Below are 24,939 nucleotides of genomic sequence, written 5' to 3'. Positions count from 1 at the left end.
ATAAAACGGGGAGAGTATGAATGAAGCGTCGTGATTTTCTGATGGGGACGGCCGCTCTCGGCCTCGCCGGCCCGGCTCTGCCGCGGCCGGCCGCAGCGCAAAGCAGCGCAACGCTGATGAAGTTCGTGCCGCAGGCCAATCTCTCGGCGCTGGACCCGGTCTGGACCACCGCGACCGTGACCAACAATCACGGCTACTATGTCTTCGACATGCTTTACGGGGCGGACGAGAACCTGAAGCCGCAGCCACAGATGGCGGAGGGGCACGAAGTCTCGGCCGACGGCAAGACCTGGCGCATCAAGCTGCGCGAAGGCCTGAGCTTCCATGACGGGACGCCGGTCAAGGCCGTCGACTGCGCCGCGAGCCTCAAGCGCTGGACGCAGCGCGACCCCTACGGCCAGTTGCTCGGCCGGGCGGTCGAGGAATGGGGTGCGCCCGACGATCGCGTCGTCGAGATCAAGCTCAAGCGCCCCTTCCCCATGATGCTGGACTGCCTGTCGAAATCCGACCAGCCGCCGATCATCATGCCGGAGCGCCTGGCCAAGATCGATGCGAACACGCAGGTCACCGAGATGACGGGGTCGGGACCCTACAAGTTCGTCGCTTCGGGCTATGTCTCGGGCAGCAAGGTCGTCTACGAGAAGTTCGAGGGCTACAAGCCGCGAGCTGAGCCGCCCAGCCGCAATGCCGGCGGCAAGGTCGCGCATTTCAAGCGGATCGAGTGGAACATCCTGCCCGACCCGGCGACCTCCGCCGCGGCGCTGACCACCGGCGAGGTCGACTGGTGGGAGCGTCCGCTCACCGATCTCCAGCCGATGCTGGCTGGCAACAAGGACATTAAGCAGGAGATCATCGACAAGGCCGGGCGCGGCGCGATCATCCGTCTCAACCACCTGCAGGCCCCGTTCAACAATCCGAAGGTGCGCGCCGCCGTGCGCATGGCGGTGAAGCAGGAAGACTATATGCGCGCCGCCCAGGGCGACGACACCACGCTCTGGCAGACCTGCCGCAGCCTGTGGTGGCGCGGCACGCCCTATTACGACGGCGAGCAGGAAGACCTGATGCCGCAAAGCCTGGAGAAGGCGAAGGCGGCGCTCAAGGAATCCGGCTACAACGGCGAGAAGGTCGTGATCATCAACCCGACCGACTTCCCGGATATCGGGCCGCTCGGCGAGGTGACCTTCGAATTGCTCAAGCAACTCGGCATGAATGTCGAGATGGCGGCGAGCGACTGGGGCACCGTCGTGCAGCGCCGCGGCAGCCGGGAATCGACCGAGAAGGGCGGCTGGAGTATCTTCCACACCACGGGATCGGCGACGAGCTGGGGCAACCCGGCGATGTCCTCGCTGGTCCGCGGGCAGGGCGAGAAGGGTTGGTTCGGCTGGTGGAAGAGCGATGCGGCCGAGGCGTTGGCCGAGGAATGGCTCTACGCCCCCGACGAAGCTGCGCAGAAGAAGAGCGCCAAGGCGCTGGCCCGATTGGCGCTGGAGGAGGTCGCGACCATCCCGCTCGGCCAGTTCGTCAGCCGCACGGCCTATCGCAACGACATGACCGGGATGCTCGCCGGCTCGGCGCCCTATCCGTGGGGACTGAAGCGAGGTTGATCGTCGAAAGACGAGGTAGTAGGGCGGCCGTAACGGCCGCCCTTTTTCATTTCAGCGCGTCGCAGCCACCGCCGCCGACCAGGGCGAGGCGGCGTCGCTCGAGCCTTCCGCACCGTCCTTGTCGACGCGGACGAAGTTCGGGCAGGCGAAGTTGATCGGCAGCACGCTGTGCTCGACGATCGCGGTCGGCCCCGCTGCTTCAAGTGCGGCAAGCGTCTCGGCCGGCAGGCGCAGATCGGCGCTGGCCGAATCCGGGCCGGAGACGTCGATGCGCGGCTGATGCGCGGTCTCCTCGGTATCCATGCCGAAATCGAGCTGCCAAGCCAGCGTCTGGTAGATGCTGGCGAGGATGCGGCGCCCGCCGGAGGAGCCCATCGCCTGGCGCGGCCAGCCGCCATCCTTCGGCGTGACCACGACCGGGCACATGTTGCAGAGCGGGCGGGCACCCGGCGCGATCGCATTGGCGCTGCCGGGGCGCGGATCGAACCACATCATGCCGTTGTTCATGAGCACGCCGGTCGCGGGCAGCACGACGCGGCTGCCCATCGAGGAGAGCAGCGTCGTGGTGACCGTGACGAGATTGCCCTCGCCATCGACCACGGTGAGATGGGTGGTGCAGGTGTCGCCCGGTTCCTTGGCCGCAACCGCGGCGCCGAGGCCGGCCAGCCTCTCCCGATAGGCCTGGCGCATCACGCTGGAGAGCTGCGCGAACCAGGCGGCGGAGGGGCCGTCGCCCTCGATCGGGGCATCAGCCATGCCGGCGACGACGCGTTCCAGCGTCGGCGCGGCGGTGAGGCCGCCGGCGGTGTGGAGGAGGTGAGTGCCGCGCCAGTTGATAGTCGGCGCCTCCCGCAATCCGGCCTTGCAGCCGGTCAGATCCTGGGCATCGACGACGCCGCCGGCCGCAGCGATATCCGCCACCAGCGCGTTCGCGACATCGCCGCGGTAGAAATCGTCGAGCCCCGCCTGCGCCAGCCGTTCGATCGTGTCGCCGAGCTTGCCCAGCTTCATGAAGCCCGGAATGCCCTGATAGGGCGGCACCGGCGGCAAGCCGCCAGGCAGATAGATGCGGGCGCTTTCCTCGTAGAGCCTGAGCACCGAAGCCGAGGAGGCGATCTTCAGCGTCGTGTACCAGTCGGCCGGCAGGCCGCGCCGGGCGAGCGCGATGGCCGGTGCGAGAATGTCGGCGAGCGGGAGCTTCGAGCCGAAGGTCTCCTTGAGCTTGGCATAACCGGCGACGGAGGAGGGCGTGACGAAGGAGAGGGGGCCGTGGATGTTGCGGTCGCCCACCACCTCCGGCCAGGTGAAGAGGTCCTTCTTCATCTCGCCGGTCAGGGGATAATCGGCAGGATCGGCACGGCGCGGTGCGACCGGCCCGAAATCGACGACCTGCGCGCGGGCCTCGCCCGCCTTGAGCACGACGGCGAAGCCGATGCCGCCGAGCCCGCTGTTCCAGGGTTCGACAGCCGCAAGCGCGAAGCAGGCGGCGACGGCGGCGTCGGCGGCATTGCCGCCCTGTTCGAGGATCACTGCTCCGGCCTCCGCCGCCTCGCGGCTCTGCGAGACGACGATGCCATGCCTGCCGCGCGCGGCAGGTTTGGTCAGAGCCCAATTCTGGCTGCGATAGGGAAGGGCGGCAGCGGCCATGCGGAAACCTCGAAGCGTTGGCGAGGCGGCCATACTGCATGCCGGTCGCCACGACGTCGAATGCGTCGTGGCGGATTGCGAGCCGCGCCCGGCGCAGGGCGCGGCAGGATCAGAACACGTTGGGGTAGATGTAGCGGGTGATCACGCTCTGGATGAAATAGATGATCAGCAGCAGGATGATCGGCGAGATGTCGAGCCCGCCGAGATTGGGCAGGCGCTCGCGAATCGGCCGCAATACGGGTTCGGTGATGCGGTAGAGCATGTCCCAGACCGTGGAGACGAACTGGTTGCGGGTGTTGATGACGTTGAAGGCGATCAGCCAGCTGAGCACTGCCGAGGCGATCAGAACCCAGATATACAGGTTCAGCGCGATCATGATCACGTCGAGAACGGCACGCATCGGGCTTCCTTTTAGGCCTGTCTGGAAAGGTGACGCGGAATATCCCGGCTCGCGCCAAATCAGATGGCGGAAGTGATTGACATCCACGCGACGCACAGCCTAGAAGGCCAGCGCCTTGGGGCTGTAGCTCAGATGGGAGAGCGCTGCAATCGCACTGCAGAGGTCAGGGGTTCGAATCCCCTCAGCTCCACCAGGGCTTAAGTCATTGAGAATGCTAACTTTTTAGCTCTCAATCGCCTTCCTAAAACCCGGTGATTCCCGCTGCTTGGTCCCACGCTGGCGCCACTGAGGGAAATCATGGCTCCATCCGCAAGCATCGCGACAAGGTCCAAGTCCGAATCCCCGTAGAGATTCGTGCCTGTTATCCGGTCATCCGCTACCTATGCCGATGCAAAGGAATGGGGAACCTGGGTCCCCCCAGCCATTATGCAGGTGCACGTTGCTGAACCTCCGTTGGAGCAGCGTTGGTGCAAGCCCGGCGCCCATGCGGCGCAGGTGGCCCGGATATGGCGAGGCTTCATCGGTGCCGGCGGTCGAGAATTGACGTAAGCGGCGGCTTTCCGGACCGGCCCCGGCTTTGCGTCAGTTCGCGAGAGCCGCCCGCTTCGGTACGATCAACGGCTTTCCGGTCAACGGATCGGCGATGACGATGCAGGGGACGTGAAAGACCTCGTCGATGAAGCCGGGCGTCAGAAGATCTTCCGGCAGACCCTGCGCCAGGATCTCTCCCGCGCGCATCACCACCAGCCGGGATGCATAGCGGGCAGCCTGGTTGAGATCGTGCAGCACCGCGACGATCGTCTTCCCGGCACAGTTCAGGGCGGAGCAGAGTTCGAGCACATCGATCTGATGGGAGAGGTCGAGGAATGTCGTGGGCTCGTCCAGCAGCAGGATATCCGCGCCCTGTGCCAGTGCCATCGCGATCCAGACCTTCTGACGCTGGCCTCCGGAGAGGCTTTCGAGCGTGCGCTCGGCGAGCTGGGAAACGCCCGCTGCTTCCATGGCGGCCTCCATGGCGCTCTGGTCGGCAGCGGTCCAGGGTTGAAACAGGCTGCGGTGAGGATGCCGCCCCCGTGCAACGAGATTCGCGACGATGATCCCCTCCGGCGCCTCCGCTCCCTGGGGCAGGACAGCAAGCAGCCGGGCGCGATCGCGTGGGCGATAGTGTGCGATCGGGTGTCCATCGAGCAGTACGCTGCCGCCGGAAGACGGGTGCAGCTGCGCGAGGCTTCTCAGCAAGGTCGACTTGCCGCAGGCATTGGGGCCGACGATCACGGTGAAACTGCCGGCCGGCAACGCAATATCGATCCCCTTGAGAACCTCGTGCGGGCCGTGATGTGCGCGCAGGGCCTGTGCTTCCAGCCTTGATTTGGTGCTCATCGGAGAGGCTCCCTGCGGCGGACCCAGGAGCCGAACAGCCAAATGAGATAGGCTCCGCCCAGACAGGCCGTCACGGCGCCGACGGGCAGCGCGCGCGGCGCCAGCGCGATGCGCGCGACCGCATCGCTGGCCAGCAGGAAAACCGCGCCGAACAGAGCAGAGGCCGATAGCGGCAAACCGGCCGAGCCCGTGAGCTTGCGCGCCGCCTGCGGCGCGATGAGCGCGACGAATCCGATCGGCCCGGCGATGAAGGTCGCTGTCGCTGTCAGGCCAAGCCCTATGAGACCGAGGCGAAGCCGGGTGCTGGCGGCGGGAACGCCTAGGGATTGCGCCTTGTCGTCTCCGAGTTCGAGAGCCTGTACGGAGCGGGCGCAGGCTAGGCCGAGGGGCAGCAGCGGGCCGAGCATCCCCGCGCCGTTCGCCAGCCGCCGGATATCGACCCCCGCGAGCGCTCCCTGCTTCCAGTTCGCGGCGACCAGCGCGATGTCGAGGGGAGCGACGAAGATCATCCAGTCGCCCAGGGCCGAAAAGGCAGCTCCGACCGCGATGCCGATGAGGATCAGCCGCGCGCGATCGGCGCGCAGGCCGCCGGCTGCGAGATAGACCATGAGGCCAGCGCCAAGCCCGCCGCCGAAGGCTGCAAGAGCGACCAGCGCGGGCGCCAGGCCGGCAAGAAGCGCCAGAAAGGCCCCGCCGAACGCGCCGGCGTCGAAGCCGATGATGTCGGGGCTTCCAAGCGGATTGCGCAGCAGCGTCTGGAACAAGGCGCCCGACAGGCCCAGCGCGGCGCCGGCTGCGAGCGCCGCGCCAATGCGAGGCAGGCGCCACTCGACGAGCAGTTGCAGCGCCGGACTCTCGTGGCCAGCAAGTGCGTGAAACACCTGCACCGGCGTGAGCCTGACCGTGCCCAGCGTCAGGGACGTCAGCACGAGCGCCAGACCACCGAGCCACAGCCCGAGATGGCATAGTGCCGGACGGCTCATCGCGCCGTTCATGATGGTTCCGCTCTGTGCGGTGAGACCCTTCATGCGGCAGCGTTCCTGCGGCGGGCGAGCAGGATCAGGATGGGCGCGCCGAGGAGCCCGGCGACGATGCCGACCGGCACCTCGGCGGGCGGCATCGCGATGCGGCCGAGCGTGTCGGCGATCACGACGAGAGCGGCGCCGATCAGGCCGGAGAGAGGCAGATGCGCCGCCGCGCCGATACCGCCGAGGCGGCGGGCGATATGCGGGCTGGCTAGGCCGATGAAAGCGATCGGGCCGGCCGCTGCGACGGCGCTGCCGGCGAGCAGGACGACGGCGATGAGCGAGCCAAGCCGCACCGGTCGGACCGCGACGCCGAGCGAGGCCGCGCGGTCGTCCCCGAGCGCGAGCAGGTCGAGGCGTGGAGCGAGCGCGAGCGTCAGCAGCGTTCCGACAAGCCATGCCAGCGTCACGCTTGGAAGGATCGCCCCAGTGGCTCCCGAGAGCGCGCCGACGCGCCAGTTCCTGACCAGATCGAAGCGCTCGGGATCTGACAACGCGACCGCCTGGCCGATACCGATGCACAGCGCCGTGATCGCGACGCCGGCAAGGGTGAGACGGATCGGGTTCGAGCTGCTGCGGGCGCCCGCGAGTGCCTGGACCGCGAGCACCGCGCCGAGGGCGCCGCAGGCGGCAAGCCAGGTCGCGGCCTGCGGGCCGGCGAGGCCGATAAGATCGGTGCCCAGGATCAGCGCGAGGCTCGCTCCCGCATTGATCCCGAGCAGGCCCGGATCGCCCAGCGGGTTTCGCGTCGCGAGCTGGATGACCGCGCCGGCAAGCCCGAGCGCCGCGCCGACCATCGCCCCGAGCAGGACACGCGGCAGACGCAGCCCCAGCACGATCTCGGCGGCTTCGTTGCCGCGGCCTTCATGCAAGATGGCGAGCCATTCGCCGGCCGCGATCGGACGCGCGCCCAGCGTCAATGCGATCAGCGAGGCAGCAAGCAGCACCAATGCGCCGATGACGATAGCCAATGGGGTCCGTGTCACGAGGCCATCCGAGTCAGCAACGCATCCCAGGCGCCTGCGAGATGGTGCGCGGTGTAGACCGACCCGAAGATGCTGTTGCCCGGCGAAACATGTACATGTCCAGCACGGACGGCCGGCAGCCGTTGCCAGAGCGGCTCACGGGCGAGCGCAGCCGGGGCGCGATCTCCCAGATCGATCAGCAGGACGCCGTCGACCTGCCCGAGGACATCCCCGAGGGATTCGAGCGCGACCTCGCCATAGGGGCCGAGCCGCCCGGCTTTCACGGCACGGCCGCCGAGATCGGCAAGGACCTGAGCCGGCATCACGAAGCCGTATCCGGTGCCGTCGCTGCGCACCACGAGCCGCCGCTTGAGCGGGTCATAGGTCGCCGCCGCCAGCAGGCTCCGCCGCAGCACGCCGTCATGGCGCTGGCGCAGTCCGGCAATCTGCTCGGCATAGGCCGCGGTGGTGCGGCCTGCGGCCTCGGTGCGCTGAAGCCAGCCGGCCAGGCTATCGAGATTGCCACGCCAATGCGTGCGGTGGTTGCTCGGCAGGACCGGCGCGATCCGGCTCAGCCGGGCCAGGGGCCACCACTCCGAGTAAGCGGAGGTGTCCGGGCAAAGGATCAGATCGGGTTGCAACGTCAGGATCTGTTCGAGATCGGGCGGCGCCGCCAGGAACGGCACGGAGGCCGGCACGGGCACCCATGGCCTAGCGCGGCTGTGGCTGTAGCCGATCAGAGGCAGATCGAGCGCCAGCGCCATCTCGAGGCTGATGCGCGAGTCGATCGCGACCACCCTGCGTGGCTCGGACGGCAGCTCGACGGGACCGAGCGGCGTGTTCACCACCCGGCGCCCGGACGCGGCACAGGCGGAGCCGGCCAGGATGGCCGCCCCGCCTGCCGCGAAGCTGCGTCGGGACAGGAATGTCGCCACGCGGTTCCCTGCCTTCGGCCCTAGAATTCGAAGGTCGAGGACAGCGAAACCATCCGCGCCTCGCTCGGATAGAGCAGGTTGAAGCCCGGATAGGTCGTCCAATACGCCTTGTTGAACAGGTTGGTGACGTTCGCCTGCAGGATGATCGGCTTGGCGCCGGCCCGCTCGATCTTGTAGCGCGCGCCGATATCGAAGGTCGTCCAGGCCTTCAGCTTCTGCAGGTTGGCGGCATCGGCATAGCTCGAGCCGGTATAGATCATCCGGCCGAAGAGGGTGAGGTTGCGGACGAAGCCCGGGTCCCATTCGAGACCGAGATTGGCCTGCACGCGCGGCGTGCCTTGCGCTTCGTTGCCGTCGAAGGTGCTGTTGGCGGTGCGCACGAGCTTGGAATCGAGGAAGGTGATGCCGCCCAGCGCCCGGACACCCTCGACGATCTCGCCGGCGACGCTCAGCTCTACGCCGCGATAGCGGGTCTCGCCATTGTCGCTGAAGGTGTTGGTGACGGTGTTCGCGATGCCGGAAGCCTGTTCCGACTGGAAGACGGCGACCGAGGTCATCAGCCTGCCCCAGTCGATCTTGGCGCCGGCTTCGTACTGCTTGGTGACGAAGGGCGGCAGGACCTGGCCGGCATTGACGAAGGTGTTGCCGACGACCGAACCCGCGGTCAGGCCCTCGATATAGCTGGCGTAGAGCGAGACGTTCTCAAGCGGCTTCACGACGAGGCCGATGACCGGCGTCACCGCATCGCTCTTGTTTTTGGAAGAGAGCAGGCCGGTTTGCAGCGTGTAGTTGTTGATGTCGACGAACTGCTTGCGCACGCCGAGCGTCAGTTGCAGGCGCTTGTCGAAGGCCGAGATCGTGTCCGAGATCGAATAGCTGGTGAAGCTGTTGTCGTTCTGGCGGTAGCGCCGGGCCGCCGGCATCACCGGATTGGGCGAGAAGGTCGGATTGTAGATGTTCGACGGCGTCACCGAGAGCGTCGCGGGCAGGCCGGAGGCGCGCGCCTGATAGAAGCTGTTGGCGGAAATGACGACCTCATGGTCGAGCGGGCCGGTCTGGAAGCGTCCGCGCACGCCCGCTTCGCCCGAATAGCGGTTGATGTCGATCTGATAGCGGGAGCCCGTGCTGGTGAAGTTGCCGTTGCGCCTGAGGCCGGAGCCGGCTTCCACCGCCTGGTCCCAGTCCATGTGGCTGACACCGGCCTTGCCGTAGACGGTGACGTTGGAGGTTACATCGTATTCGGCCTGGACCATGCCGTAGCTGTCCGCGAACTTGCTGTAGTTCCAGGGTGAGACATAGCTCTTGTTCGGTTTGATCGGCCGCGGGACCAGCTCGGTCGCCAATGGCGTCACCGTGTTGTTCATCCGGTCGGTGTTCAGCACCTGATAGCCGGCATCGAGCGAGATGCGGAACGCGTCGCTGCGATAGTCGAGCCCGATCGTGCCGTTGACCAGTGCCTGCGACTGGTGGCTGATGGGGGTGCCGCCATCGCGATAGAGCAGGTTGGCGCGCACGCCGAACTGCTTCTGATCGCCGAAGCGGCGGCCGAGATCGAGATGGCCGCCGAGCTGGGAATTGCTGATCCAGGTCGCGGTGAACCGGGTCAGCGGCTCGTCCGTGGCGCGTTTCGGCACGAGGTTGATGACGCCGCCGACGCCGCTCGGCGAGAGGCCGCCGAGGAAGGCGCCGGGGCCCTTCAGGACCTCGACGCGCTCGATGCCGGCCAGCGTCGACTGCGCATTGGGCGCGATACCGAACAGGCCGCCGAAAGCGACGGCGGCATTGCCGACCTGGATACCGCGGATGACGAAGTAATTGGCATTGCCGACATTGGTCGGCTCGACGTTGCGGATCGAGGAATCGTTCTTGACGACATCGGCGACGGACTGGGCTCGCTGGTCCTCGATCAGCTTGGACGTGTAGTTCGTCACCGAGAAGGGCGTATCCATCACGGAGCGCTGCCCGAGCACGCCGAGGCCGCCGCCGACCGCGACCTGACCGCCGGCATAGGCCGGGGGCAGCCCGGGCACGCCGCTGCCGACGACCTCGATGGTATCGAGGGCGATCGCGCCTTCGACGGCGCCGCCAGCCGCGACGGGTCGGGCCGGATCGTAAATCTGGACGGTGGTGGCGTTGCTGAAGCGGAAGGCGAGGCCCGTGCCGTTGAGCAGGGCCGCGACGGCCTGTGCCGTGCTCAGCGAGCCTTTCACCGCATTGCCGCGACGCGAGGCGGCGGGCGTCTCGGCGAAGACCACGTCGACGCCGGTGACGCGGACGATATCGTTCATCGCGGCGCGGACGGGTTTCGCCGGAATGTCGAAGCTGTGCAGCGTCTGCGCCTGCGCCGTCGCAACGGGAATGGCGAAGCTGGCACCCAGCGAGCTGAGAAATGTCGCTGCGAGGAGAACTTCCTTCGCCGTCAACCGCATCGAACGCATCCACCGACCCTTTTCGTACAGGATGGTGCGAGGCTTTCAGCCTCGCCCTCTATCTCCTTGTCGAACGGGCTGGCCGGTGACCCTCATGCATCGCGTGATTTTTTTGGAGTTGCCGACCCGGCATTGGCGTCAGGGCGAGACGAAGGTGACCGGCCCGACGGTGGTGACCGAAAAGCCGACCGAGGATTGCAGGGCCGCCAGCGCGGCTGCGCTGTCGCGCAAGGTGACATTGCCGGTGACATGGCGCCCGCCGAGCGTGGAGCCGAGCAGGACGATGCGGCCGCGATGGTGACGCTCGATCCGGGCAAGGACCCGCGCCAGCGGCATGTCGTCGAAGATGAAGCGCCCGGCGCGCCAGGCCGTGACCTCCGCGACATCCACGGCCTCGGCCTTGCCGAGCCCATGCCCGCCATAGGCGACCCGCTCGCCCGGGTTGAGGACCACGGCCTCGCGCGATTGCGGCAGCTCGACCGAGACGCTGCCGCTGGCGAGCGTGACGGTCACACTTCCCTCATCGCTTGCAGCGACCTCGAAGCTCGTGCCGAGCACGCGGGCCTCGCCCTGGCCGGCGCTGACCACGAAAGGCGCTTCGGAGCGCTTGACCTCGAAGAAGGCGGTTCCCCTGAGCAGGCGAACGCGACGCAACCCCGCGGAAAAATCGACGGCGAGCGCGCTGTCCGAATCGAGCTGCGCCGTCGAGCCATCCGCCAGCACGATCATGCGCTGCTCGCCGCGCGCCGTGACCTGATCGGCGCGCCAATTCTCGAACAGATGCGGCCGGTCGAGCCAGATCCAGCCAAGGCACAGGGCGAGCACGAGGCCGAGCACGGCCCCGGCGGCCGCTCGTCCGCGACCACGCTCGCGGCGTAGCGCCCGGATGCGCTCCAGCGGCGCGGCCAGCGCTTCGGTCTCGGAGGCACCGAGAGCGGCGGACAGCGGGCCCATGTCGGACCAGAGCGCCGCGACCTTGTCATAGTGACGGGCATGATCGCTCGAAGCCGCCAGCCAGGCCTCGAAATCCCCGCGATCCGCAGGCGAGGGGCGGCCGTTCATGCGGGTGAACCACGCGATCGCCTGCTTTTCCAGCAGGAGCTCATCGGTTCGGGGGCTGTCGTCGGTGTCCATGGCGCCTGAGTTACGGCTTGGGCCCGGAGGATCGTGCGCTTGGCGTTATCGCAATGTGTCCCGGCATGCCAGCAGGGCGCGGGCGATCTCGCGCTCGACCGTGCTGTAGGAGAGGCCGAACGCGGCTGCGATCTCGTCGTAGCTGCAGGCATGCACGCGGTTCAGCAGGAAGATCTGGCGCGTGCGTTCCGGCAGGGCCGCGACGGTCCGCACCACACGCTCCAGGTCCTGGCGGGCTGCCGCAACCTGATCGGGTAGCGCGACCGGGGCTGCGTACTGTTCTTCGGTGATCCGCAGCGGCAGGCTGGCGCGCCGGCGTTCAGCGCGCTGATGGCTGATCGCGGCATAGTCGATTGCGCGGCTCAGGTAGGATGCCTGGCAGCCGATATGGTCCCGGGCGCGCGACCAGAAGGCGACGAAGACATCCTGCACGACATCGGCGGCGTTGGCGACGCCGACGCGACGCGCAGCCCGCCGTTCCAGCCGGCGATGTTCCTGCGCGTAGAGTGTGCCGACATCGTCGAGGCTGCTCGACATGGTTCCGCTGGCTCCGGATATCCCAAGACCCAACGCCATAGCAGCCGCATTCCGGCCGCTCAATCGCGATGTTTTAGAAATACTCTAAGTAAATCAAAGGCTAAGGCTGTTGCCTCGACGTCGTTCGCATGAAACAAGCGCGGCGCTAGACGAGGTCGATCGGCACGATGGAAGCCAGCCCCAACCCGTTTCATGAAGCTGCCGTCGTGAGGCGCCGCTATCTCACGCCCGGAATGATCCGGCTGACGCTCGGGGGAGGCGGCATCGCCGGCTTCCGCTCGACCGGGATCGCCGACGAATATATCCGCCTGTTCTTTCCCGATCCCGAGACGGGCGAACTCGTCCTGCCGGAGATCGGTGCGGACGGGCGCTGGACATTTCCCGAGGACCGTCACCGCGTCCGCTATTCGACCTATACGGTGCGCCGCCACAATGCCGCTTCCTGCGAGCTCGACATCGACATGGTCGTTCATGCCGGCGGCCGCGCCAGCGACTGGGCCTGCGCCACCAGCGAGGACGACCGGGTCGTCATCAACAATCCGCGCGGGCTCTACAAGCCGCCGGCGGATTGCCGCCGGCAGATCCTCCTTGGCGACGCGACCGGCCTTCCGGCCATCGCCCGCATTCTCGAGAACGCGCCTCCCGACATGGAAAGCCGTGTCGTCATCGAGGTTCGCGACGCAGGCGAGCAGCAGCCCTTGCCGGAGCATCCGGGAGCGGATGTCACCTGGCTCACCGGCAGCGGGAACGGGGTCGGCGAAAGCCGGCTGGGCTCGCTCCTGGCCGACATGCCCATGGGGGCGGATCCCGGCTACCTCTGGGTTGCCGCGGAGCGAGCGGCCGTGCGTGCCCTGCGGGCTCAAGCGGATGCGCTGGGCTGCTTCGCCGATGATGGAAGGAAGCTCGTGGCCTATTGGGGGGCGCGGTCGTGATGTCTTTGCCCCGTTCGGCGCAGCCGCTCGATGTCTTTCCGGGCGATCACGGTCCTGACGTCCGGTTCGAAGGGTGGCAGGTGTGCCAGGCCCTTCGCTCTGAAGCGCCCAAGGGTGGCGGGCGCTTGCGCGCGTCATGGACCGGCTCAGCGCCAGCTGAGCCGACGCGGTCGCCAACCCTACGGCAGGAGCAAGAGCGAGCCGCCAGTTTCACTCTGCAGCCTACCGGGGATCGATAGGCCCAATCGGCAAGGCCAATTCACGCTCGATCCAAGCCGCCAACCGGAAGAGATCAGCCTCCCGCCGGGCGTGCGACAGGATCTGGACGCCGACTGGCAGGCCTTCCCGCGAGAAACCGATGGGAATGGCGATGGCTGGCAAGCCTGTGAGCGACCAGATCGCGGTGATCGAGATCCAGTCGAGATAGTCCTGCATCGGCTGCCCCGCGACCGTCTCCGGGAATAATGTTTCGACGGAAAAGGGCATGACCTGCGTTGCCGGGCAGATCAGGAAATCGTGCTCGTCGAGAACATCCACAGTCCGACGGTACAGTTCGCTTCGGAACCGATTGGCGGAGACGATGGCATTGCCCGGCTGGTCGCGGCCACGCAGGAGATCGGCGAGGACAGGCGCCGGAAACGCGTGGCGGTGCGTCTCGAAGAGAGGCTCGAACGTCGCGTAGAACCCTTCGCCGCGCAGCACGCGGAATGCGTCCATCGCGCCAGCAACATCCGGCGAGTTGTGAGCGACTGCGACGCCTGCCCGGTTCAGCATCTCAGCGAGCCGATCGAGGGCGGACCGGATCGGCTCTTCGATCGGCAGCATGCCAAGATCTGCCGAGACTGCGACCCGCGCGGGCTTGCGCGGCGTCAGCGCTGCTGCGAGGAACGGCGGCTCGCTGGTTGGCGCGGTCAGGATATCCCCGGAATCATAGCCGGTCATCGCATCGAAGAAGAGGGCGAGGTCCACAACGTCGCGCGCCATGGGCCCCTCCACGGCAATCGTGTCGAACGGATCGGCCAATCGCTTGCGCGGCACCCGGCCCGGCGTCGGCCGCAGGCCCGTCACATTGCAGAATGCCGCGGGAATGCGCAGGCTGCCGCCATAGTCGTTGCCGTGGGCGAGCCAGGCCTCGCCGGTCGCAAGCGCGACTGCTGCGCCGCCCGAGGAGCCGCCACAGGTCAGGCGCCTATCATAAGGGTTCCGTGTCGCGCCATGGACGCTATTGGTGGTCTGTGCTCCGCCGAGTTCGGACAGGTTCGACTTGCCGAGCGTGATCGCACCGTTTGCTTCCATCAGCGCCACGGTTCGGTCGGACTCGGTCGATATGCGATCACGGAAGATCGAGGTCCCTCCGGTATTGCGGACTCCTTCGACGTCGCTGTTGTCCTTGACGACGATGGGAAGCCCGCCGAGGAGGCTTGAGCGCCCGGCTCGACGCGCGACATCGGCTGCGCGAGCCTGCTCCCGCGCCCGGTCCAGGCAGAGCGTCGGCACGGCATTCATCTGCGGCTCGACAACGGCAAGGCGCGCCGCGGCCGCCTCGACCAGCTCGACGGAACTGATCTCCCCGGCCGCGAGGAGATCGCGGACGGCAAGTGCGCTGAGCTTCGTCAATTCAGTCGACATGGGCAGGCTTTCCGGAGGCAGGCGCACCGCATGAGCGGCGAATGACGAGGCGTGGCGCCATCACCGTGGTCGTGCCCGGACCATTCAGCGTGCCGGCAAGCCGCCGGATCAGGAGCTCGAGCGCGGCTTCGCCCATGGCGCGGACGGGCTGGGCAATGGCGCTGAGCCGGGGCGAGACCGCATCGGCCCAGGGAAGGTCGTCGATGCCGATGACGGAAACATCCTGCGGACAGGAAAGACCGCGGTCCGCCAGCGCCTTTACGACCCCGATCGTCATCAGGTTATTGGTGGCGAAGACGGCGCTCGGCGGCTCCGCCAGCGCCATGAGCTCGGCCATCGCCTGCTCGGCAGGCTGCTTGCGGAACCCGGCATCGCGGACGAGAGCCGGATCGAAGGAAAGGCCTGCCGCCAACAAGGCTTCGCGATAGCCGGCGAGGCGCTCCGCAGCCGTGCGGAACACTTCAGGTCCGTTGACGAGGCCGATCCGCCTGTGGCCGCAGGCGATCAGATGCTGCGTCGCCTCGAAGCCCGCGCACCGGTTGTCGAGGACGACCGCGTCGTAGCCTAGCCCTTCCATCGCCCGGTCGACGAGCACGACCGGGACCTCGAGCTGCGCCAGCAGCGAGGCTCTGTTCATCGAGACGGCTCCGGTCGGCGCCAGGATGAGCCCGTCGATCCGCTGCGTGCGAAGCATGCGCAGATGCGCCTCCTCGCGCTCGCTGCGCTCGTTCGAATTGCATAGCAGCACCAGATAGCCGCAGGCAGCGGCGGCATCCTCCACCGCCTCGAACAGATCGGAGAAGAACGGATTGGTGATGTCGCCGACGACGAGACCAATCAGCCCGCTCGATCGCTTGCGCAGCGAGCGCGCGCCCGCATGGGGCGTGTAGCTCAGCTTCTCCATGGCGGCACGTACCCGCGCCGAGAGCTCGGGGCTGACGCGATCTGCACTATTGAGCACGTTCGATACGGTAGCCACCGACACATCGGCGAGCCGCGCCACATCCCGAATCGTCGCCATTCAATCCCCAATGAAACGGTTCAAATCTGCTTTTCAGATTTGCGGATCGAAATGCATTTCGCAAGCGCAAAACCTCAATTGAACGCCTCTTGCGGGGAAGCTTGCTCTGTGAGAGCTTGATTGAAACGTTACAAAAATTATGAGGAGCCGATCGTGGGGGAGCGATTGTCCGTAACAGAAGGCTCGGCGGGGCCATGATGTCCTATGTCCTGCGCCGGATCGCCGCGACCCTTCCTGTCCTCGCCTTCGTCGGCCTCTTCGTCTTCTTCCTGCTGCGGTTGACGCCGGGCGATCCGGCGATCCTCATCGCCGGCGATCAGGCCACGACCCAGCAGATCGCTTCGATCAGAGCCCAGCTCGGCCTCGACAAGCCGCTGACAGAACAGCTCTTCGCCTGGGCGACCCAGCTTGCGCAGGGCAATCTCGGCCGCTCCGTCTTCTCCGACATGGCAGTTACGCGGCTGATCGGGATGCGGATCGAGCCGACGGCAATGCTGGCGCTCGTTGCGATCCTGATGGCACTAGCGATCGCGCTTCCGCTCGGGATCCTGAGCGCGCTCAAGGCCGGCAGCCGGACGGACCGGGCGGTCATGGCCTTCGCGATGGTCGGCTTCTCCTCGCCGGTCTTCGTCGTTGCTTTCCTGCTGGTCTATGTCTTCGCGCTGTCGCTCGGCTGGTTCCCGACGCAGGGCTATGTGCCGCTGTCGCAAGGGCTTCTGCCCTGCCTGAACAGCCTTGTCCTGCCGGGGCTGGCGCTCGCCATGCTCTATGCGGCGCTACTCGCTCGCGTGATGCGCGCGAGCCTGCTCGAGGTGCTGTCGGAGGACTATGTCCGTACCGCCCATGCCAAGGGCATGAAGCCCCGCCGCGTCGTGCTGCGCCATGCCTTGAAGAACGCCGCGATCCCGGTCGTGACCGTCGTCGGCGTGGGCATCGCCGCCTTGCTCGGCGGCGTGGTGGTGACCGAGACCGTGTTCAACATCCCGGGCCTGGGAAGATTGACGACAGATGCGATCCTGCGGCGGGACTATCCCGTGGTGCAGGGTCTCATCCTCGTCTTCTCGCTGGTCTACGTTACCGTCAACCTGCTGGTCGATCTAAGCTACGTGCTGTTCGATCCGCGCATCCGCTATTGAGGGCGCCGTGACGATGACCGTGACCGGCACCGTCGTGCGGAAGGCACCTGGCCACTTTCAGAACCTCGGCGGCTTCCTGCGCACCAATCCCACGATCCTGGTCGGCCTCGCGGTTCTGGCGGCCTTCACCTGCGTCGCGCTGATCGCGCCTTATATCCTGCCTGACCCTGTACGGGTGAATCCGATCCAGCGTTTGCGACTGCCCGGCGCCGATCATTGGTTCGGCACCGACCAACTCGGCCGCTCCACCCTGTCGCGCACGCTGAACGGCACCCGGATATCCTTGACGATCGGCGCGTTCGTCACCGTGCTGACGGTGACCCTGGGCCTCTTGATCGGGCTTGTCGCAGGCTTCGTCCGATGGCTGGACGGGATCCTGATGCGGATCATGGACGGCCTCATGGCCATCCCCGGCATCCTCCTGGCCATCGCGCTGATGTCGCTGTTCGGATCCAGCGTCCAGAACGTGGTGATCGCGATCAGCATCGCCGAAATCCCGCGGATGGCCCGCGTCATCCGCTCCTCCGTGCTGGTGTTGCGCGAGCAGACCTATGTCGAGGCCGCGATCACCAACGGCACGGGCCTGCCACGCATGCTGTTGCGGCATATCCTGCCCAATGCGGCTGCGCCCGTGATCGTGCAGGCGACCTATGTCTTCGCCTCGGCGATGATCGTGGAGTCGGTCCTGTCCTTCCTTGGCGCCGGCACGCCGCCGACGATCCCGAGCTGGGGCAACATGCTGGCCGAGGCCCGCCCCTTCATGCAGCGCGCGCCCTGGATGATCGCCTTTCCGGGCGTGGCGCTCGCGCTGCTCGTTTTGACCGTCAACGTGCTCGGCGACGCCCTGCGCGACGCCATCGATCCTCGCCTCGCCCGCAAACTCAGGGTTTGAGGCCGGCCATAAGAACAAGAAACCGGGACAATCCATTGGGAGGAAAGCGATGAAAAGCCTGACGAGACGAATGGCGTTGGCCGGCGGCCTCGCCCTGTCACTGGCGGCACTGCCTGCTGCCGCGCAGACCGTATTGAAAGTGCGCCCTTTCGGTGATCTGCGCACGCTCGATCCGATGACGACCTCGGACTACATGGTCCGCAACCACGCCTACATGGTCTACGACACGCTCTTCGCACAGGACGCCAAGGGCCTGATCAAGCCGCAGATGGTGGAGAATTTCACGACCTCTCCCGACGGCCTGACCTGGACCTTCGTTCTCCGCGACGGATTGAAATTCCATGACAACACATCGGTCACGAGCACCGACGTCGTCGCCTCGCTGAAGCGCTGGGGAGAGCGCGACGGTCTCGGCCAGCAGCTCATGGCGCATACCGCCTCGCTGGCGGCGACCGATCCCAAGACGGTCACGCTCGTGCTCAAGGATCGCTGGGGCCTCGTGCTCGACGCACTCGGCAAACCAAGCTCGATGCTGCCGGTGATCATGCCGGCGCGCATCGCCGCCACGCCCTCGAACCAGAACATTACCGACGCGACCGGCTCCGGCCCCTTCATGCTGGTCAAGGAGCAGTGGTCCCCGGGTTCGAAGATCGTCTACGCCAAGGCGCCGACCTATCAGCCGCGAAAGGAAGCGCCGGACGGGCTCTCCGGCGGCAAGGTGGCAAATGTCGACCGCGTCGAATGGCAGATCATGCCCGATGCCCAGACCGCCTTGAACGCGCTGCAAGCGAGTGAAATCGACATCTTCGAGGAGATGCCGCCGGACATGATCCCGCTGGTGAAGGGTAACGCAAAGATCACCGTCTCGAAGCTCGCAGCGCTGCAGGGCGTCTTCCGGATGAACCAGTCGCAGCCGCCCTTCAACAACCCCAAGCTGCGCCAGGCGATCCTGCGTCTCGTCGACCAGGAGCTGGCGGTCCGCGCCTATGTCGACGACAAGGCGCTCTACACCGTTTGCCCGTCCTTCTACATGTGCGACTCGCCCTATTTCACCGATGCGGCCTGGCCAAAGCCGGATGTGGCGGCAGCCAAGAAGCTGATCGCTGAAAGCGGCTACAAGGGCGAGAAGATCGTCGTGCTCGATGCCACGGAGACCGCGCTCAGCCCGCAAACCCTCGTCGTCTCGCAGCTGATGCGTGATGCTGGTCTCAACGTCGACTATCAGGCGATGGATTGGGGCACGCTGTCGAGCCGGCGCACCAGCAAGAACCCGGTCGACCAGGGCGGCTGGTCAACCTTCGCTTCCGGCCCCGCCGCGCCCGACATGACCGAGCCCGTAGGCCATCTGGCCCTGCGCTCCAACTGCGAGAATTCGTGGTTCGGCTGGCCCTGCGACGAGGCCATCGAGAAGCTGCGCGCCGAGTTCACGATGGCGCCTGATCTCGACACCCGCAAGGCGATCGCCCGCAAGATCCAGGAGCGCGCCGTCGAGACGGTGCCCTATGTTCCCGTCGGCCAATTCTGGCTCGTGCGCGGTCAGCAGGCCAGCCTCCAGGGCCTGCTCTCCCCTGGCGTCCCGGTCTACTGGAACGTCTCGAAGAACCATTGACGCTGACATCGACACCGCGCTTCCCGGAGCCAACACCTGATCCTCAAGCGTGCGGCGCAGGAATTGGCATAAGGGAAGCGCGGTGCGTCGCGAACGGGTTCCGCTCAGGTTCTGCTTCTGTAGCCGCTTCCGAAGAGAACTCTCTCTTGCGGAGAAGGCTCGGAAAGCCAAGCCACTACGATCTGCCGGCTCGGTCGTCGAAAGCATCGCGTGTCCCGTGAACAACATCGAGAAACGCCTTGATGATCCGGCTCGACTCGCGCTGCTTCAGCACGACGACATGGGCATAGGTGTAAACCTCGGCCCCCTCGATCCGGACCAGCTTGAGGTTCTCGTCGGGCACGAATTCGGCATCGGAGACATAGCTGATGCCGAGGCCATGGATCACCGCCTCGCGAATGGCCTCGCGGCTGCCGATCTCCATCACCAGGCGCGGCTTCGTTCCGGTCCTGGCCAGCGCATTCTCGAAAGCGCGCCGCGTGGTTGAGCCCTGCTCGCGCACGATCATCGGCTCGCCTTCCAGCTCCGCCAGCCGGATGCTGTCGCGTGCGGCGAAGCGATGGTCGCGCCGCACGAACACCGCGACCGGATGGCGCCTGTAAGGGATGGTCAGCAACCGGTCATCCTCGTCGATATAGGCGAGCACGGCGACGTCGCACCGGTAGCTGGCGAGATCGTCTAGGACTTCAGCGGAGTTTCCGAGCTTCACGGCGAGCTCGATCTCCGGATAGGCCTGGTTGAAGGCGGCCAGCATTTCCGTGACGTGGAACGGCCCCACGGCGCTGATCGACAAACGGCCGGTGCGCAATTCCCGCGTTTCCGACAGGAAGGCGAGCACCTCGGCTTCCTCGGCAAAGAGACGGGTGGTGATGGCGAGAAGCTGGCGCCCGGTGTCGCTGAGCTCGCGCCTCCGGCCGCGCTTGACGAAGAGCTCGACGCCGAACTCCTCCTCCAGCGCACCGACCTGTGCCGTCAGGGTCGGCTGGCTGATGTTGAAGGCATCGGCGGCGGCGTTGAAGCCGCCAGAGCCGGCCACGAGATGGAACGATCTGATCTGGGTATAACGCATAGCAAAAATCTATCTAATCACATCAAAAAATCAATTTGTTATAATATGCAGCTTCAGTGAGCATCCTCGCAACAGGCCGGCAAGGCGCATTGCGAGGATGAACCGCATGAACTGGGCGTATTGGAATCCCGTCAGGATCCGCTTCGGGGCCGGCCTGCTCGACGAGGTCGCGGGATTGATCGGCAACCGCCGCTGGGCGCTCGTCACCTATGACCAGCCGATCTTCCGCGAACTCTCCGCCCGGTTGACCGCTGTCGCCGGGGCACCGGTCGTGTCGATCACCAATATCGAGACCAATCCGGACTGCGCCGATCTAGCCTTGTCCTGCCGCCAGTTCGGCGCGGCCGAGCCGGCCGAAGTCATCGTCGCGCTCGGTGGCGGCTCGATGATCGATGCCGCCAAGGTGCTGGCGGCCAGCGGCGGCGATTTCGAGAATGTGCGCCGCCATCTCGTCGAGAAGAAGCCGCTGGACGAGGCCGCGATCATCCCGATCATCGCGGTGCCGACCACGGCCGGCACCGGCAGCGAAGTCACCTCCTGGGCCACGGTCTGGGACGCCGCCAATGGCAGCAAATACTCGCTCGCCCACCCCCGGCTCTACCCGGAGACTTCGGTGCTCGACCCCGCGCTGACGGTCGGCGCGCCGCGCGGCCTCACGCTGGCGACCGGGCTCGATGCCCTGTCCCATGCGCTGGAAAGCATCTGGAACGTCAACGGCAATCCGGTCTCGGCGAACTATGCGGTCGAGGCTGCCAAAGAGATCATCGACACCTTGCCCCGCCTGCTGGAGCGCCTCGACGATGTCGAGCTCCGCGCCCGGCAGATGCGCGCCAGCCTGCTCGCCGGCATGGCCTTCTCCAACACCAAGACCGCGCTCGCCCATAACATCTCCTACGACATCACGCTGAAAAGCGGCACGATCCACGGCATCGCCTGCTCCTTCTCGCTGCCGATCGTGATGCGCTGGGCGATGGGCGCGCAGCCGCAATGCGATGCGGCGCTGCGCCGCGTCTTCGGCCCCGACCTCGAAGCAGGGGCGGAGCGCCTCGGCGCCTTCCTGCGCAATCTCGGCGTCTCGACCGACCCCACCGCCTACGGCGTCTCAGGCGTCGAGTGGAACCGCCTCGTCGGCAAGGCGCTCGAAGGCGAACGCGGCCGCAACTTCATTGGAAGGCAGGCGGCCATGGCCGCCTGAGATCAAGCAACGGGCAACGACGCCCGCAACGGTTCCGCCGGCAGATCACAACGATCGCCGGATCATCTTGGGAGGATGACATGACCATCACGCGTCGGACGATTCTGAAGAACTCACTGGCTGCGGGAACGGTGCTGGCGATGCCGGCGCTGGTCCAGGCCCAGCCGAAACAGATCCGCGTCGGGCTGATCCCGTCCGAGGATTCGCGGGCGATGCTGGAATCGAGCCAGCAGCTCCTCGATGCGCTGGAGAAGAATCTCGGCATCAAGGTCCAGGGCTTCGTCGCCTCGGATTATAACGGCGTGATCGAGGCGATGCGCTCGAGCCATGTCGATGTCGCCTATCTCGGCCCGTTCTCCTATGTGCTCGGCACGACGGTGGCGCCGATCGAGGCCTTCGCGACGGCGGAGACCGCCAAGTCGAGCCGCAGCTTCTATCGCAGCCAGATCATCGCGCGGAAGGATAGCGGCATCCGCGATTGGAAGGACCTGAAAGGGCGCACCTTCGCTTTCGTCGACCCGTCTTCGACCTCGGGCCACCTCTTCCCTAAGGCCGGGCTGATAAAGCTCGGCTTCGACCCGGAGAAGGATTTCGGTCGCGTCCTGTTCACCGGCTCGCATGACGCCAACGCGCTCGCGGTCGCCAACAAGCGCGTCGACGCCGCGACGATCGCCGATCGCATCTTCGATGCCGCCGTGCAGAAGAAGCTGGTCGACCGGGCCGACATCCACGTCGTCTGGGAGTCGGATCCGATCCCGGAATCGCCGACCTGCTGGCGCAAGAACCTGCCCGACGACCTGAAGAAGCAGATCAAGTCGGCCTTCCTGAACATCCGGGACATCACCTGGGCCGACCAGGGCAATCTCAACCGCTTCGTCGAGACCAACGACCAAGCCTACGACATCATCCGCGAGACGGCGAAGGTGCTGAATCTCGATCTGACCAAGATGAAGTAGTCGCGACACGCGACCGGCGGAGGAAGCGACATGATCACGATCGAAGGCCTGAAGAAATCCTATGCCGGTCGCCCTGTCCTGCAGGGCATCGACCTCAGCGTCAAAGCCGGCGAGTTCCTCGTGGTGCTCGGCCCCAGCGGTGCCGGCAAGTCGACGCTGCTGCGCTGCATCAACGGGCTGGCCCAGCCCGATGCCGGCCGCACCGTCATCGACGGCACCGTGTTCGACACGAAACGCGCGGCCGCCGGAAAGCGGCCGGTCGCGATGATCTTCCAGCACCACAACCTGGTGAAGCGCCTTTCGGTGCTGAAGAACGTGCTCGTCGGCCGGATGGCCGGCCTGTCCTCCTTCCTGAGCATGCTACAGCTCTTCCCGCGGCAGGACGTCGCCATCGCCATGGACTGCCTGGCGCGGGTCGAGCTTGCCCACAAGGCGAATTCGCGCGGCGACCAGCTCTCGGGCGGCGAGCAGCAGCGCGTCGGCATTGCCCGCGCGCTCGCGCAGCAGCCGGCGGTGATCCTCTGCGACGAGCCGGTGGCGAGCCTCGATCCCAAGACCTCGCGCGTCGTACTCGGCTACCTCAAGGCGATCTGCAAGGCGGAGGGGATCGCGGTGATCTGCAACCTCCACCAGGTCGATTACGCCGTCGAATTCGGCGAGCGCATCGTCGGCCTGAGCGGCGGCCGGGTGATCTTCGACGATACCCCCGATCACCTGACCTCCGAGGTCGTCCACCAGATCTATCCAGGCCTCGAGGACCCCGGCATCAGCCGCGTTCTCAAGCCCCGGCCAGTGAGCCAGCCCGCGCTGGCGCCGCTGATCGCCCCTGCAATCGCCTGACGGGAGGCAACCCCATGTCCTTCGGAACGCTGCAACTCGTCATCCGTCCGCCGCAGAACCGCTTCGGCTGGTGGGGCGTCGGCACGATCGCGCTCGCGATCCTCGTCTTCCTGTGGTGGGCCGCGCTCGGCGCCCAGATCAACGCCAGCAATCTCTGGAACGGCATCCCCTATATGTGGGATTTCCTCGTCCGGATGGTGCCGCCCAACCCGGAATTCCTCGAACGGCTGTGGAAGCCGGCGCTGGAGAGCCTGCAGGTCGCGGTCTGGGGCACCCTGCTCGGCGTCGTCATCTCCCTGCCGATCTGCTTCTTCGCGGCGCGCAATCTCAGCCCGAGCCCGGCCGTCTTCCACGCGACGCGGCAATTGCTCAACTGCATGCGCGGCATCAACGAGATCATCCTGGCGCTGATCTTCGTCGCTGCGATCGGTCTCGGCCCCTTCGCCGGCGTGCTGGCGCTCGCCATCCACGGCGCCGGCATGCTCGGCAAATTCTTCGCCGAGGCGATGGAGGATATCGACGAAGGGCCGCTTGAGGCTTTCCGCTCGGCCGGCGTCGGCCCGTTCAAGACCTTTTTCTTCGGCGTGCTGCCGCAGGTCCTGCCGACCTGGCTCGGGACGATCTTCTACCGGCTGGAGACCAATGTCCGCCAGTCGACGGTGCTCGGCATGGTCGGCGCCGGCGGCATCGGCTTCGAGCTTGTCTCATCGATGAAGCTCTTCAAATACCAGGATACCGCCACCTGCATCCTCGTCATTCTCGCGATGGTGCTGGTGGCCGACCTCGTCTCATCCCGCGTCAGGGCGCTGATCCGCTGAGCGGCGCCGGCGCAAGGAGTTGGTCATGAACGCACATTCCAAGATCGGCTCGGATGTTGTTGCGAACGGTCGCGACTATGCGCGGCCGCGGCGCCCGACGGTTGTGATCTGCATGGACGGTTCGGAGCCGTCCTATATCGAGGCGGCCAGCGCCAAAGGCCTGACGCCGAACCTCGACCGGATCATGAAGGCCGGCGCCAGCACCTATGCCTATTCGGTGATCCCGAGCTTCACCAATCCGAACAACCTCTCGATCATCACCGGCCGCCCGCCGGCCGTGCACGGCATCGCCGGCAACTTCTTCTATGACCGCGAGGCCAGGGAAGAGGTGATGATGAACGATGCCCGCTTCCTGCGGGCGCCGACCATCCTCGCCGAGTTCCAGAAGGCCGGCTTCAAGGTCGCGATGGTCACCGCCAAGGACAAGCTGCGCACTCTGCTCGGCAAGGGGCTCGACTTCGCCTCCGGCTCCGCGATCGCCTTCTCCTCGGAGAAGGCCGACAAGGCCAACAAGGCGGAGAACGGCATCGAGAAGGTGCTCGATTTCGTCGGCATGCCCGTGCCGTCGGTCTATTCGGCCGATCTCTCCGAGTTCGTCTTCGCCGCCGGCGTCAAGCTGCTGGAGACCTTCAAGCCCGACCTGATGTATCTCTCGACCACCGATTATGTGCAGCACAAGGCGGCACCCGGCTCGGAAATGGCGGACTCGTTCTATGCCATGTTCGACGGGTATGTCGGCAAGCTCGACGCGCTCGGCTGCACGCTGGTCATCACCGCCGATCACGG

General features: G+C 66.3%; 22 protein-coding genes and 1 tRNA gene. 11 read left to right on the top strand and 12 right to left on the bottom strand.

Annotation, left to right across the window (positions count from 1 at the left end; genetic code table 11):
• The first annotated feature begins 20 nt into the window (after window positions 1-20).
• On the top strand, window positions 21-1,604 hold the full coding sequence (locus BLQ70_RS22320) for an ABC transporter substrate-binding protein (protein WP_091861533.1): 1,584 nt from the start codon (window positions 21-23) through the stop codon (window positions 1,602-1,604).
• Between the two features lie 51 nt (window positions 1,605-1,655).
• On the opposite strand, the gene BLQ70_RS22315 is transcribed toward BLQ70_RS22320, so the two are convergent.
• Both BLQ70_RS22315 and BLQ70_RS22310 read right to left on the bottom strand, forming a co-directional pair.
• Window positions 1,656-3,251 (bottom strand): gamma-glutamyltransferase, encoded by a 1,596-nt coding sequence (locus BLQ70_RS22315; protein WP_091861530.1) that lies wholly within the window; start codon window positions 3,249-3,251, stop codon window positions 1,656-1,658.
• 109 nt (window positions 3,252-3,360) lie between these two features.
• Window positions 3,361-3,651 carry a YggT family protein gene (locus tag BLQ70_RS22310; protein ID WP_061965995.1) on the bottom strand — a complete coding sequence of 97 codons (291 nt, stop codon included), beginning with the start codon at window positions 3,649-3,651 and terminating at the stop codon, window positions 3,361-3,363.
• A gap of 117 nt (window positions 3,652-3,768) precedes the next feature.
• Between BLQ70_RS22310 and BLQ70_RS22305 the strand changes: the two genes are divergently transcribed.
• Window positions 3,769-3,844 (top strand) — tRNA-Ala (locus BLQ70_RS22305).
• Window positions 3,845-4,233: 389 nt separating this feature from the next.
• Here the strand turns inward: BLQ70_RS22305 and BLQ70_RS22300 are convergent.
• From BLQ70_RS22300 to BLQ70_RS22270, 7 genes are all read right to left on the bottom strand, one after another.
• On the bottom strand, window positions 4,234-5,031 hold the full coding sequence (locus tag BLQ70_RS22300; protein WP_091861527.1) for an ABC transporter ATP-binding protein: 798 nt from the start codon (window positions 5,029-5,031) through the stop codon (window positions 4,234-4,236).
• Window positions 5,028-6,059, bottom strand: a complete 1,032-nt coding sequence (locus BLQ70_RS22295; protein WP_091861524.1) for a FecCD family ABC transporter permease — start codon at window positions 6,057-6,059, stop codon at window positions 5,028-5,030. The genes BLQ70_RS22300 and BLQ70_RS22295 overlap by 4 nt, the downstream gene beginning before the upstream one ends.
• Window positions 6,056-7,042, bottom strand: a complete 987-nt coding sequence (locus BLQ70_RS22290; protein WP_091861521.1) for a FecCD family ABC transporter permease — start codon at window positions 7,040-7,042, stop codon at window positions 6,056-6,058. The genes BLQ70_RS22295 and BLQ70_RS22290 overlap by 4 nt, the downstream gene beginning before the upstream one ends.
• Window positions 7,039-7,956: an ABC transporter substrate-binding protein gene (locus tag BLQ70_RS22285; protein ID WP_091861518.1), complete on the bottom strand. Its 918-nt coding sequence runs from the start codon at window positions 7,954-7,956 to the stop codon at window positions 7,039-7,041. Before BLQ70_RS22285 ends, BLQ70_RS22290 begins: the two co-directional genes overlap by 4 nt.
• A 20-nt stretch (window positions 7,957-7,976) precedes the next feature.
• Window positions 7,977-10,385, bottom strand: a complete 2,409-nt coding sequence (locus BLQ70_RS22280) for a TonB-dependent receptor (protein WP_139163619.1) — start codon at window positions 10,383-10,385, stop codon at window positions 7,977-7,979.
• Window positions 10,386-10,523: 138 nt separating this feature from the next.
• Window positions 10,524-11,519 carry a FecR family protein gene (locus BLQ70_RS22275; RefSeq protein WP_091861512.1) on the bottom strand — a complete coding sequence of 332 codons (996 nt, stop codon included), beginning with the start codon at window positions 11,517-11,519 and terminating at the stop codon, window positions 10,524-10,526.
• Between the two features lie 45 nt (window positions 11,520-11,564).
• Window positions 11,565-12,056: an RNA polymerase sigma factor gene (locus BLQ70_RS22270; RefSeq protein ID WP_162766454.1), complete on the bottom strand. Its 492-nt coding sequence runs from the start codon at window positions 12,054-12,056 to the stop codon at window positions 11,565-11,567.
• A gap of 167 nt (window positions 12,057-12,223) precedes the next feature.
• Between BLQ70_RS22270 and BLQ70_RS22265 the strand changes: the two genes are divergently transcribed.
• Window positions 12,224-12,988, top strand: coding sequence for a siderophore-interacting protein (locus BLQ70_RS22265; protein ID WP_091861506.1), 765 nt, complete (start codon window positions 12,224-12,226; stop codon window positions 12,986-12,988).
• 222 nt (window positions 12,989-13,210) lie between these two features.
• On the opposite strand, the gene BLQ70_RS22260 is transcribed toward BLQ70_RS22265, so the two are convergent.
• Both BLQ70_RS22260 and BLQ70_RS22255 read right to left on the bottom strand, forming a co-directional pair.
• A complete protein-coding gene (locus tag BLQ70_RS22260) occupies window positions 13,211-14,617 on the bottom strand; it encodes an amidase (RefSeq protein ID WP_091861503.1) in 1,407 nt (468 codons plus the stop codon).
• Window positions 14,607-15,638, bottom strand: a complete 1,032-nt coding sequence (locus BLQ70_RS22255) for a LacI family DNA-binding transcriptional regulator (protein WP_091861499.1) — start codon at window positions 15,636-15,638, stop codon at window positions 14,607-14,609. Before BLQ70_RS22255 ends, BLQ70_RS22260 begins: the two co-directional genes overlap by 11 nt.
• A gap of 194 nt (window positions 15,639-15,832) precedes the next feature.
• Here BLQ70_RS22255 and BLQ70_RS22250 point away from each other — a divergent pair, with 194 nt between their 5' ends.
• Genes BLQ70_RS22250 through BLQ70_RS22240 form a run of 3 tightly spaced genes read left to right on the top strand, consistent with a single transcriptional unit; the run spans window position 15,833 to window position 19,275 of the window.
• Window positions 15,833-16,774: an ABC transporter permease gene (locus BLQ70_RS22250; RefSeq protein ID WP_091861496.1), complete on the top strand. Its 942-nt coding sequence runs from the start codon at window positions 15,833-15,835 to the stop codon at window positions 16,772-16,774.
• A gap of 13 nt (window positions 16,775-16,787) precedes the next feature.
• Window positions 16,788-17,666 carry an ABC transporter permease gene (locus tag BLQ70_RS22245; RefSeq protein ID WP_091861492.1) on the top strand — a complete coding sequence of 293 codons (879 nt, stop codon included), beginning with the start codon at window positions 16,788-16,790 and terminating at the stop codon, window positions 17,664-17,666.
• A gap of 49 nt (window positions 17,667-17,715) precedes the next feature.
• Entirely contained in the window at window positions 17,716-19,275 is a 1,560-nt protein-coding gene (locus BLQ70_RS22240; protein ID WP_091861489.1) for an ABC transporter substrate-binding protein, read from the top strand.
• A 175-nt stretch (window positions 19,276-19,450) separates the two neighbouring features.
• Here the strand turns inward: BLQ70_RS22240 and BLQ70_RS22235 are convergent, their stop codons facing one another.
• Entirely contained in the window at window positions 19,451-20,344 is an 894-nt protein-coding gene (locus tag BLQ70_RS22235) for a LysR substrate-binding domain-containing protein (RefSeq protein WP_061966019.1), read from the bottom strand.
• 106 nt (window positions 20,345-20,450) lie between these two features.
• Here BLQ70_RS22235 and psrA point away from each other — a divergent pair, with 106 nt between their 5' ends.
• The 5 genes from psrA to BLQ70_RS22210 all read left to right on the top strand — a co-directional run.
• The gene (psrA, locus tag BLQ70_RS22230; RefSeq protein ID WP_061966021.1) at window positions 20,451-21,539 is read left to right on the top strand and encodes an iron-containing alcohol dehydrogenase PsrA; all 1,089 of its coding nucleotides are present in this window, start codon (window positions 20,451-20,453) and stop codon (window positions 21,537-21,539) included.
• 80 nt (window positions 21,540-21,619) lie between these two features.
• Window positions 21,620-22,495, top strand: coding sequence for a phosphonate ABC transporter substrate-binding protein (gene phnD / locus BLQ70_RS22225; protein ID WP_091861486.1), 876 nt, complete (start codon window positions 21,620-21,622; stop codon window positions 22,493-22,495).
• 30 nt (window positions 22,496-22,525) lie between these two features.
• Entirely contained in the window at window positions 22,526-23,335 is an 810-nt protein-coding gene (gene phnC / locus BLQ70_RS22220; protein WP_091861483.1) for a phosphonate ABC transporter ATP-binding protein, read from the top strand.
• Window positions 23,336-23,349: 14 nt separating this feature from the next.
• On the top strand, window positions 23,350-24,153 hold the full coding sequence (gene phnE, locus BLQ70_RS22215) for a phosphonate ABC transporter, permease protein PhnE (protein ID WP_061966027.1): 804 nt from the start codon (window positions 23,350-23,352) through the stop codon (window positions 24,151-24,153).
• Window positions 24,154-24,178: 25 nt separating this feature from the next.
• Window positions 24,179-24,939 (top strand): alkaline phosphatase family protein (locus tag BLQ70_RS22210; protein ID WP_170843499.1); only part of this gene is annotated, 761 nt, incomplete at its 3' end.

This window comes from Allobosea robiniae (assembly GCF_900102525.1).
In the GTDB taxonomy this organism is placed as follows: domain Bacteria; phylum Pseudomonadota; class Alphaproteobacteria; order Rhizobiales; family Beijerinckiaceae; genus Allobosea; species Allobosea robiniae.
The sequence above is the reverse complement of the archived record's forward strand: the minus strand, read 5'-3'. Positions and strand labels throughout refer to the sequence as shown.

Excerpts from the sequence above, each read along its gene's own strand:
- BLQ70_RS22320 (WP_091861533.1), top strand. The coding sequence starts at position 21 with ATGAAGCGTCGTGATTTTCTGATGGGGACGGCCGCTCTCGGCCTCGCC.
- BLQ70_RS22315 (WP_091861530.1), bottom strand. The coding sequence starts at position 3,251 with ATGGCCGCTGCCGCCCTTCCCTATCGCAGCCAGAATTGGGCTCTGACC.
- BLQ70_RS22310 (WP_061965995.1), bottom strand. The coding sequence starts at position 3,651 with ATGCGTGCCGTTCTCGACGTGATCATGATCGCGCTGAACCTGTATATC.
- BLQ70_RS22300 (WP_091861527.1), bottom strand. The coding sequence starts at position 5,031 with ATGAGCACCAAATCAAGGCTGGAAGCACAGGCCCTGCGCGCACATCAC.
- BLQ70_RS22295 (WP_091861524.1), bottom strand. The coding sequence starts at position 6,059 with ATGAAGGGTCTCACCGCACAGAGCGGAACCATCATGAACGGCGCGATG.
- BLQ70_RS22280 (WP_139163619.1), bottom strand. The coding sequence starts at position 10,385 with ATGCGGTTGACGGCGAAGGAAGTTCTCCTCGCAGCGACATTTCTCAGC.
- BLQ70_RS22275 (WP_091861512.1), bottom strand. The coding sequence starts at position 11,519 with ATGGACACCGACGACAGCCCCCGAACCGATGAGCTCCTGCTGGAAAAG.
- BLQ70_RS22270 (WP_162766454.1), bottom strand. The coding sequence starts at position 12,056 with ATGTCGAGCAGCCTCGACGATGTCGGCACACTCTACGCGCAGGAACAT.
- BLQ70_RS22265 (WP_091861506.1), top strand. The coding sequence starts at position 12,224 with ATGGAAGCCAGCCCCAACCCGTTTCATGAAGCTGCCGTCGTGAGGCGC.
- BLQ70_RS22260 (WP_091861503.1), bottom strand. The coding sequence starts at position 14,617 with ATGTCGACTGAATTGACGAAGCTCAGCGCACTTGCCGTCCGCGATCTC.
- BLQ70_RS22255 (WP_091861499.1), bottom strand. The coding sequence starts at position 15,638 with ATGGCGACGATTCGGGATGTGGCGCGGCTCGCCGATGTGTCGGTGGCT.
- BLQ70_RS22250 (WP_091861496.1), top strand. The coding sequence starts at position 15,833 with ATGATGTCCTATGTCCTGCGCCGGATCGCCGCGACCCTTCCTGTCCTC.
- BLQ70_RS22245 (WP_091861492.1), top strand. The coding sequence starts at position 16,788 with ATGACCGTGACCGGCACCGTCGTGCGGAAGGCACCTGGCCACTTTCAG.
- BLQ70_RS22240 (WP_091861489.1), top strand. The coding sequence starts at position 17,716 with ATGAAAAGCCTGACGAGACGAATGGCGTTGGCCGGCGGCCTCGCCCTG.
- BLQ70_RS22235 (WP_061966019.1), bottom strand. The coding sequence starts at position 20,344 with ATGCGTTATACCCAGATCAGATCGTTCCATCTCGTGGCCGGCTCTGGC.
- psrA (WP_061966021.1), top strand. The coding sequence starts at position 20,451 with ATGAACTGGGCGTATTGGAATCCCGTCAGGATCCGCTTCGGGGCCGGC.
- phnD (WP_091861486.1), top strand. The coding sequence starts at position 21,620 with ATGACCATCACGCGTCGGACGATTCTGAAGAACTCACTGGCTGCGGGA.
- phnC (WP_091861483.1), top strand. The coding sequence starts at position 22,526 with ATGATCACGATCGAAGGCCTGAAGAAATCCTATGCCGGTCGCCCTGTC.
- phnE (WP_061966027.1), top strand. The coding sequence starts at position 23,350 with ATGTCCTTCGGAACGCTGCAACTCGTCATCCGTCCGCCGCAGAACCGC.